This window comes from Shewanella sp. SG44-6 (genome assembly GCF_014164185.1).
Taxonomy (GTDB): Bacteria; Pseudomonadota; Gammaproteobacteria; order Enterobacterales; family Shewanellaceae; genus Shewanella; species Shewanella vesiculosa.
Genome location: NZ_JACJER010000388.1, coordinates 1 through 218 on the forward strand (window position 1 = coordinate 1; position 218 = coordinate 218).

At 48.2% G+C, this 218-nt stretch carries 1 protein-coding gene; it reads right to left on the minus strand.

Going from position 1 to position 218, the window contains the following annotated elements; translation table 11 throughout:
- A partial coding sequence (locus H5185_RS22680) for a reverse transcriptase domain-containing protein (protein WP_310741717.1) occupies window positions 1-218 on the minus strand: 218 nt, incomplete at both ends.

A 218-nucleotide genomic window follows, 5' to 3' on the forward strand; every position in this document is an offset into this window, starting at 1 on the left:
AGCACTTCCTTTGAAGCGCAGGTGACGACGAAATCGTCGGCGTATCCAATAAAGTTGGCTCTGGCACCCTTTTTGAGTGCTGTAGACTTTATGCGCTGCTCAAGTCCAGCAAGAGTCATTAGCATCAAGGTGGGGGATATAACCCCTCCTTGTGGCGTGCCCTCATCAGTACGATAAAACAGCCCTTTGTCCATAAAACCAGACTTTAACCATTGTTC